Annotated in this window: 9 protein-coding genes; 1 reads left to right on the top strand and 8 read right to left on the bottom strand. The window is 60.3% G+C overall.

Annotation, left to right across the window (positions count from 1 at the left end; genetic code table 11):
• On the top strand, positions 1 to 593 hold a 593-nt coding region (locus tag ACE3OH_RS15930; protein WP_374355089.1), incomplete at its 5' end, for an HD-GYP domain-containing protein.
• A 92-nt stretch (positions 594 to 685) separates the two neighbouring features.
• On the opposite strand, the gene ACE3OH_RS15935 is transcribed toward ACE3OH_RS15930, so the two are convergent.
• The 8 genes from ACE3OH_RS15935 to ACE3OH_RS15970 form a co-directional block, all read right to left on the bottom strand.
• On the bottom strand, positions 686 to 2,560 hold the full coding sequence (locus ACE3OH_RS15935) for a trypsin-like peptidase domain-containing protein (RefSeq protein WP_374355092.1): 1,875 nt from the start codon (positions 2,558 to 2,560) through the stop codon (positions 686 to 688).
• A gap of 221 nt (positions 2,561 to 2,781) precedes the next feature.
• Complete coding sequence (locus tag ACE3OH_RS15940) at positions 2,782 to 3,435, bottom strand: TetR family transcriptional regulator (RefSeq protein ID WP_374355095.1); 654 nt, start codon at positions 3,433 to 3,435, stop codon at positions 2,782 to 2,784.
• Between the two features lie 47 nt (positions 3,436 to 3,482).
• Positions 3,483 to 4,121, bottom strand: coding sequence for an NAD(P)H-binding protein (locus ACE3OH_RS15945; protein WP_374355098.1), 639 nt, complete (start codon positions 4,119 to 4,121; stop codon positions 3,483 to 3,485).
• Between the two features lie 20 nt (positions 4,122 to 4,141).
• Positions 4,142 to 4,927: an SDR family NAD(P)-dependent oxidoreductase gene (locus ACE3OH_RS15950; protein ID WP_374355101.1), complete on the bottom strand. Its 786-nt coding sequence runs from the start codon at positions 4,925 to 4,927 to the stop codon at positions 4,142 to 4,144.
• 187 nt (positions 4,928 to 5,114) lie between these two features.
• Complete coding sequence (locus ACE3OH_RS15955) at positions 5,115 to 5,885, bottom strand: sulfite exporter TauE/SafE family protein (RefSeq protein WP_374355104.1); 771 nt, start codon at positions 5,883 to 5,885, stop codon at positions 5,115 to 5,117.
• Positions 5,886 to 6,283: 398 nt separating this feature from the next.
• Positions 6,284 to 7,078, bottom strand: a complete 795-nt coding sequence (locus tag ACE3OH_RS15960) for a DNA adenine methylase (protein ID WP_374355107.1) — start codon at positions 7,076 to 7,078, stop codon at positions 6,284 to 6,286.
• Positions 7,079 to 7,235: 157 nt separating this feature from the next.
• Positions 7,236 to 7,775, bottom strand: a complete 540-nt coding sequence (locus tag ACE3OH_RS15965) for a hypothetical protein (protein ID WP_374355109.1) — start codon at positions 7,773 to 7,775, stop codon at positions 7,236 to 7,238.
• Positions 7,772 to 8,386: hypothetical protein (locus ACE3OH_RS15970; protein WP_374355112.1), on the bottom strand; the 615-nt coding region annotated here is incomplete at its 5' end. The genes ACE3OH_RS15965 and ACE3OH_RS15970, both read right to left, overlap by 4 nt.

The raw sequence follows: 8,386 nt of genomic DNA on the forward strand, positions 1-8,386 counted from the left end.
AGGACGAGATCAAGACACAGACCGCGCCACTGAGCGAGGAGCAGCTGGAGCGCCTGCACCAGCATCCCGAAGAGGCCACTGCTCGCCTGAAACGACTCGGCGTCAATGATCCGGTATGGCTGCGTTCGGTGCTGGAGCATCATGAGCAGCTCGATGGCTTGGGCTATCCGAACCAAATTTCCGGTGCGGAGCTGAGCCTGGACGGGCAGCTACTACGCCTGGCAGATATCTACTGCGCCAGGGTGACGTATCGGGAATACCGCTCGGCGGTGCCGTTGACGGTTGCCTTGCGCGACATCCTGCTGGAACGAGGCAAGACCGTCGATGCCACCTTGGCGGCCCAGTTCATCCGCGCTGTCGGCATCTTCCCGCCTGGCCTGAAGCTGCGCCTGGCCAATGGAGAAACCGGCGTGGTGGTGCGAGCGAGCGGCTCTCCCAATCATCCGGTGGTCATCAGTCTGCTGAGCGCTACTGGCGAGCCGCTTACGCCGGGCGTCTATCGCGATACCCAGGAGGCCGCGTTCGCGGTGGGCGAGACGGTGAATCCAGCCACTTTCAAGGCCTATGTCGACATCGAGGCGATCTGGGGCTGAATCGGCGGCATTGCCGGCGGCGCCATACCGCACGTCGCGGCGAATGCATCGGCGCCGATATGGCTGATGTCATGCCGCGCTGCCAACGACAGTCAGTTGCAGGCAGCGCCGAGCAGATAAGGTTGCGCCGGGCCAAGGTCCAATTGTCGACCATCGCTACCCAGATAGGCGATATTGCCCGCCGCATCATCTACGCCGAGGAAGCTGTTGCTGGCCGTGTAATAGCGAAAGCGATAGCCGAAATTGTTTTGTGACAGCACGCCAGCCGGAGAGAACAGGGCAGGGTAACTGCGTTCTGCCCAGCTCAGCAGGCAGTCCACCTGACTGGCCGCCACGGCGCTAGTCTTGGTAAACGTGGCAGTTACACTACTGCCGCTTGCCATGGACAGGCTGCACGCGCCGGCTCCGCTACAGGCTCCTGACCAGCCGGCAAAGCGGTAACCCGGAGATGGCGTCGCTGTCAGATTCAATGCGGTGTTGGCGGCAACGCTGGCCGAACAGCTGCTGGTGCAATTGATGGCAGCCGGACTGGAGATAACCGTGCCCGCACCATTCAGATTGACTACCAAGGCGCTGGCTCGTCCACCACTACCATCCAGCCAGCGCGATAGTGCTGCGGTATAGGCAACATCGAAGCGACCGTAGGCGTCGGTGGAGCTGGCGGCGCTGCAACTGCTATTGCCGCCATAGAGCTGGCCAATCAGATAGTGCTGACCATCGCGCATCATCCACAATCCTGAACCACTGCTTCCCGGTTCGCTAATGCCGTTGCTGAGGCTGATGCCAAGAAAGCCGGTGCCGGCTGGCTGTGACTGGCTGGAGCAATCGAAGGTGCCGTTGTCAGCAGCCTGGCAAGTATTGTAAGACGCGGTCGTGCCAAAACTGATTTTCTGCAAATCCCCGCGAGGATGGTGAATGCCGGTCACGCTCGCCCCAAGCGGCGGGACCTCGGGCGACCATTCGGCATATACGGCGCCAGGAGGCGGGTTGCGCAGCAGTTGCAGGAAACTGGTATCGGTATTGGCCGCCGCATACAGGAGTGCTGCGCCACCGGGTAGAGACTGATAACGCGGGTCAGTCGTGCTCGGGGCGTCGCAGCTGGCTGAGCGGAAAAACCAGTATGTGATCAGAGAGGAAGCGCTGGCCTGGGTACTGATGCAGTGATTGGCGCTGAGGAAGTACGGCGTGCCGCTACCGGCACGATCACCCAGCAGCGTGCCGGTACAGGTATAGCTGCTGCCGCCGGAAACATAGGACATGCGCGCTACCGCATTGCTTTCGTTCCCCCATTCCTGGCTGTAACAACTGGCATTCAGATTGCACGCCACCGCATCGCCAATCTTGCGGATGGCGTCCTTGAAGGTCGGGGCACTGGCAAACAGATGCGACAGTTGTGGAATGGACAGGCGTACATCGCTGATCGACTCGCCTGCAGGCAGCTCGATTTCAACGGTGGCATCGCTGGCGGCGATTATCGGCCCCCAATAGACGTCGGCATCCGCACCACCATCGCGTGCGGCCTTGTTCAAAGCCAGTACATCGTGTACTTCCCTGGCGCTGACTTCGACAGCGGCAGCTTGCGCGCCAGCATAAAAGCGCAAGGTGGCCGTAGCGGGTAACTGCTCGACGCGTATTCCCAGACGTAGTCCCAGGGCCGACGGCGAGTGGATGGTGATGGCAGCAAGGTGAGACCCATCGGGCTGCCGCTCCCAGCGTAGTGTCCGTTGCAGCGCGCCGGCATTGGCCAATCCCTTGATCTGGCGGGCAATGCCTACCCGCAAAGGAACGCCAGCGCCGGGGCGAGCCGGCACATCATCCGTCAATTCGGCAACATCGGGCTGAGTCAGGGCTATGCGCGGAATCGCGCCGGCATAGCGCCCGTGGACTGTTGCCGCATCGGGCGAGCCGGCCCATGTTTGGCTGCTCACCGCAACAAGCAGGAAGCAAAAGCGATAGATCAGTGACATGGTGGTTTGCCGCAAGAATAAGGCGCCAAGTCGACACCAACAGTGCATTCTTGCCGATTCGCTGCGGCTTGGGGGAAAAAGCGCATCAGGAACGCGCTGAACCAAGCGCTGAATCACTTGCCGTGGCTAAAGTCAGGAAACCCGCTGCGTGTTTGGCGGTGCCAAGTATTTGATCTTTCTATTATTTCTTCAATCGCCCTGCGGCGCGCGAGAATGTCGCGTCAGGGCGTCGGCGCGGATGCCATGGCGCCGCGCCAGTATTCCTGCAATGCCTGTACCAACTCAGCGCGAAAGTCCGGCCGGATCGGCGCGAATACCGGTTCTGCCAGCAGGGCGCGCATCTTGGTCGGAAAGTCCAGCGACTGCCACAGCCCGCGCGTCAGGGCGTAGCTACGCATCAACAGGCTTACCCCGCGCCCGGACGGCAAGCCGAGCGACTCATCGAGTACGCTGCCTACGCGCACCAGGCCCTGGGTCAGTTCCAGCTTGAAGCTGCGCAGTTGCGCATCGCTGAGATTTTGCTCCAGCACGCTGTAGGCCATGGCATCAAGGCGTAGCAACTCGGGCCGTGCATCGAGATAGGCGACATAGCGCTCGACAAAGTGGGCAAGCAGGTCCGGCTGAGTGCCGGCGCTGAAGGTCTGATGAACTTCATTCAACAGGCCAGCGAAGTCCTCGGCCAACAGGGCGGTGAAGATTTCTTCCTTGGTGCGAAAGTACAGATACACCGTGCCTTTGGCGAGGCTGGCAGCTGCGGCGATACGCGATACCGAAGGCAGTTGGTGGCTATCTTCCAGAAACAGACGGCGCGCCGCGGCAAGGATATCGGCGCGGCGCACCGCTTTGTCTTCGGAGTCAATGGCACGGGATTTCATCAGGCGGCACGAGGCTGGAAAACCGCCGAGTTTACCGGCTTGGCGCGTCATGGGTGTAGCTGATCCGACTCGATATAGTGGCATCCCGGTGCGCTAGCCCTTGCTGCAGCCAGCATTGCTGCCGCAACGCGAGCGGTGGCGACAGGACGCCAGCGCTTGGCCAGCAGTGGTCCCAGGCATTTACCGATGGCGATGGCCGCACGCTCGCCTGGCCGCGAATCTGGCCGGGGACCGCCGTCGAGCAGGGAAGGGCGCACCACGGTCAAAGAAGCAAAACCAAGCTTGGCAAGATCATCCTCGATCTCGCCCTTTACCCGCAGATAGAAGGAGCGGCTGCGCGCGTCGGCACCGAGCGAGGAGTTGAGCACAAAGCTCGGCGTGCCATGGCGGCGTGCCAATGCCGCTGCAGCCAGCACGAAGTCATGATCGACCTGCCGAAACGCCGCTTGCGAGCCGGCAATCCTGATGGTGGTGCCAAGGGCACACAGCACGGCATCTGCCCGCCACCAGTCCGCCTGATCGGGTAGTTGCGCATAATCGATCGATGGATTGCTTAGTTTGGCGTGGGCTGCAAGCGGGCGCCGGGTTGGTGCCAGCACGCGGTCGACGCGAGGATCCGCCAGCGCTTGCGCCAGCAATTGCTGGCCTACCAGGCCGGTTCCGCCAAGTATCAGCAGTGTTGTCATGTCGCCTCCACCGCTTGCATTCAGTTTTTCATCAGCTGATAGGCGATTCTGCTTTGCAGGCTACGCGGTGCAAAGCGATTGCCGAATATGGTCAGCTTGTTGCCAATCCCCGGAACCACGCTGGGCGTGCCGGCCAGCATGGCGGCGATACCGGTTTCGGCCACCGGGCGCGACTGCATCATCATCAGGCGCTGGTAAGGCGTGGCACGCTGACCGGAAACGTCAAGAAAGGCGGTGGCGGTAATGCCGGGCGAGAGCACGCTGACCTTGACATTATGCGGCGCCAATTCGGTGTTGAGTGCCTCGCCAAACAGCAAGACATAAGCCTTGCTGGCCGAATAGGCCGCATAGAATGGCGTTGCCTGATAGCCGCCGATGCTGGCCACCAACAGGATATGGCCGCCACCGCGCATGACCATATCGGCGGCAAACACATGGGTAAGCTCGGTCAGCGCCAGCATATTGAGCTGCAGCATCTCCATGGTTTTGCTCAAAGGCTGCTCGGTGAATTTGCCGAATACGCCAAAACCGGCATTGTTGACAAGAAGGTCGATGGCGATATGCCGCGCATCCAGCCTGTGCTTGAGTTCGGTGCCTGCAGCTGGCCTGCCGAGGTCGATGCCTTCGACGACTACCTCGATCCCGAACCGGCTACGCAGAGACTGCGCCAGTTTTTCCATGGCCTCGGTTCGCCTTGCCGCCAGCACCAGATTGGCACCGCCTTCAGCCAGAATGGTGGCAAAGTCAATGCCGAAGCCGCTCGATGCCCCGGTGACCAACGCCCATTTGCCTTTGTACTCGCTCATGATTACCCCGATTAAGTGACCATTGGTCAGTGTGAGTGGAAAATAAATGACCAAAGGTCATTACGTAGGCAAATGTATGATGACCGCTGGTCATTTGTCAACAGACACGCTAGGTCGAAGAGAGAAAGTCAGGAACAACAGGCAGCGTCAGCTCGCTCTGTTGCCACAGTCGGGCACCGACCAGGAATCAAGCAAGCCAGGGTTTGATGGCGTCGTAACCGAGCTTGGCAATCAGCACGACCACCAGGCCGATAAACAGGCGGCGGATGACGACGGTGCCGCCGCGCATGGCGAGGCGGGCACCGATCACTGCGCCGCTGACATTGGCCAGCGCCATCGGTATGGCAAAGTGATACAGCACATTGCCATGAGGAATGAAGAATCCCAGCGAAGCCAGATTGGTCGCCAGATTCACCACCTTGGCCGAGGCGGAAGCGCGCAGGAAGTCAAAACCGAAGAAGCGGATGAACAGAAAGATCAGGAAGCTGCCGGTGCCAGGGCCAAAGAAACCATCATAAAAGCCGATAGCACCGCCAATCAGCAAGGCTATGACTTGCTCGCGCCGGCCAAAGCGGCTTGGTTGATGCAGGGCGCCGAAGTCCTTTTTGTAAAGGGTATAGGCCAGCATGGCGATCAGCAGCACCAGAACCAGCGGACGCATCCAGTCCTTGGGCACAAAACTGACCGCCGTGGCGCCGAAATACGCAAACACAAAAGCGGTTGCTGCGGCCGGCAATACCAGGCGCCACGCCAGATCCACCTTGCGCGCATAGCGCCAGGTAGCGGCGCCGGTGCCAAAAAATGAGCTGAATTTATTGGTGCCCAACAAGGTCGCCGCTGCCTGCTGCGGCAGCACGGCAAATAGTCCCGGCACCTGGATCAAGCCCCCGCCGCCTACTGCCGCATCGATCAGACCGGCAGCAAACGCTATCAATACCACGGAGCTTAGTTCGTACATAAAAATCACGGATGCAGGAGGGCCTGCATTGTCTCCGGTCTTGTGCCAGCTTCCAAGCTGCAATTTCCGGCACAAATTGCCGTATTACGGCGCCAGGGGGGCTCTGTACGAATCGCGTTTTCAAACGGCGGGACCGGCCTCGGGAAGTCCGGGTCTTAGCCGGCAGTGTGCAAGTCATTGATCCTTCGTTGTTTAAGCCTACCCCCTCCGCCCAACCTCCGCGGTGGATGATTCGTTTAGAGATACCTTAGGGTTTCCCGCAGGCCGCTGTAGCGGCGCGCGAAAATTGGCATCGATTTGCGCAATAAATGGCATTGGCCGCGCTTGCGTGGGTTGAAAGGAATTTGCAGGATTTTGGCACAAGGCCGGAAGTCAGGCCTTGTCTGTTTTTGGCGTTGTTAGAACAGTCCGCCGCAATGGGCGGTATCCCAGTTGGTAATCACTAGTTCGCCTGTCGCCTTACGCTCACCCTGCGCCACGCCAACCGTGTATTTGATCTCCAGTTCCAGCATTGGCCAATCGGCGAAGATGCGGCGGATGTCGGGGTGGTCGTTGATGCTGATCATCATCTTGCCCTTCATCGTGCCCATCAGCCGCGCCATTTGCTCATAGTTTTCGAGGCCGAACTCGACGCCATAACCCTCGGTTTGCCAGTACGGCGGGTCCAAGTAAAGGAAGGTATGCGGGCGGTCGTAGCGCTCGATTACGGTCTGCCACGGTAGGTTCTCGATATTGACGCCAGCCAGGCGCAAATGGGCGGCACTCAGGGTCTCTTCGATGCGTAGAAGGTTGACCACGCTGCCGGTTGTGGCGGTGCCGTAGGTTTGGCCTTCCAAGCGGGCGCCGAAAGTGTGCTGTTGCAGGTAGAAGAACCGGGCGGCGCGCTGGATATCGGTCAGGGTTTCCGGGTGCTTCTCCCATTCAAACACCTGGCGAGAGCTGAGCGCGTACTTGAACTGACGGACGAACTCTTCCAGGTGATGCTGGACGACTCGATATAGATTGACCAAGTCGCCATTGATGTCGTTCAGGACTTCGCATTTGGCCGGATAGGGCCGTAGGAAAAACAGCGCGGCGCCGCCCGCGAACACTTCGACATAGCAGTCGTGCAGGGGAAAGAGAGGAATCAGCTTATCGGCCAGTCGGCCCTTGCCGCCCATCCACGGGATGATGGGTTTAGCGTAGAAATTCATGCTGCAAGCCTTTTGTATCTTGTGGAAATGCTGGTAGGCTGCGGCCGCCCGTGTACACAGGCAGGGGCCAAGGCCCAGCTTGCAGGTCAGTTCTGCGGGTTGGGTGGCCGACTTGGGTGCTCGTAACACCTAGGCCGGCCGCCCCTCTTCTAGCTGCCTAAGCGCGGTAAACGTTGGCGATGAATCCGCCAAACTGCATTTGCGCAGTGGCTGGCAGGCTTTCGTTGATGGTTGCCTCATCGACCATCCACGCACCGTCATCGCCAGCGACCGTGAATGCCGCCTTGATCGTCACCACCCCCGCCACCATTGAAGCCAACAGCATTCCCTCGCCGCCTCCGCGTTTTCGTAAGGGCATGCGGAATGAATCACTGGCGGGGATGATTTGATTGCTGTTGTCGCGCAATTCGGCTGTGACGGTCAGTGTCGTACCGCACGGACACGTCGCTTCGCGCAACTGCGGATCGACCAGGGTTTTGCTTGGGTTATCGCTGGCGACATTGGTAATCACCAGGCGCGGACGGGTGTCGGTAGTCGGCGCGGCAAAGTTCGCCCCGTTGTAGATCCAACCCGGCCCCGGCCGTGGATTGACGCCGGTCAGGTCTACCACCGTGGATGCCTGGGTTTGCGCATAGGCGAGCGTCGAGACAATGACATTGCCTACCACGCCGCCGTCTATCAATGCGTATTCACTCATGCCGGCACCTCGAAGCAGATCACTGCACACCCGGGTGCGCCAGACGTGGTACTGCCCGCACCGCCGCCCCCTCCGTAGCCGGTCGCGGATGTGCCGCCTCCATTGCCGCCCGCACCGTTAAATGATGCTGCGCCACCGCCATTGCTAGCGTTGACATTGCCCGGCGTGCCCAGCGCAATTCCGGCTGCCTTTACCCAAGGCGGCAATAGCAGCATCGAGTGTGATCCACCATTGGCACTATTAATGCCGCTCGGAGCGTTGCAAATGCCGGTGGTTGTTACGCCCAGGTCGACGGCATTGGTGCCGTAGGACAGCAGCGCATTGACTGTGCCTGGCTGATACAGCCCACCTAGCAAATTGATGGCCCGGCCGGCCCAAAATTGTAGGTCAGCGCCGACTGCCACACTCATTGAGCCGGGGGCACTACGGGCGTTGGACTGAGACGGCCCGCCACCTTGAGCAGTTAGTGTTAGCGCGCCAATGGAAACCGTCGTCGCTCCCCCTGCATTACTGCCGATACCACCCGCGCCGATGCTGATTGCAACGGTACTGCCGGCGACAACACCCACGCGGCGGTGGTCGATCACAAAGGCCCCGCACGCGCCAGCTGC

The sequence above is a fragment of the Chitinimonas sp. genome (assembly GCF_041904975.1).
Classification (GTDB): Bacteria; Pseudomonadota; Gammaproteobacteria; order Burkholderiales; family Chitinimonadaceae; genus Chitinimonas.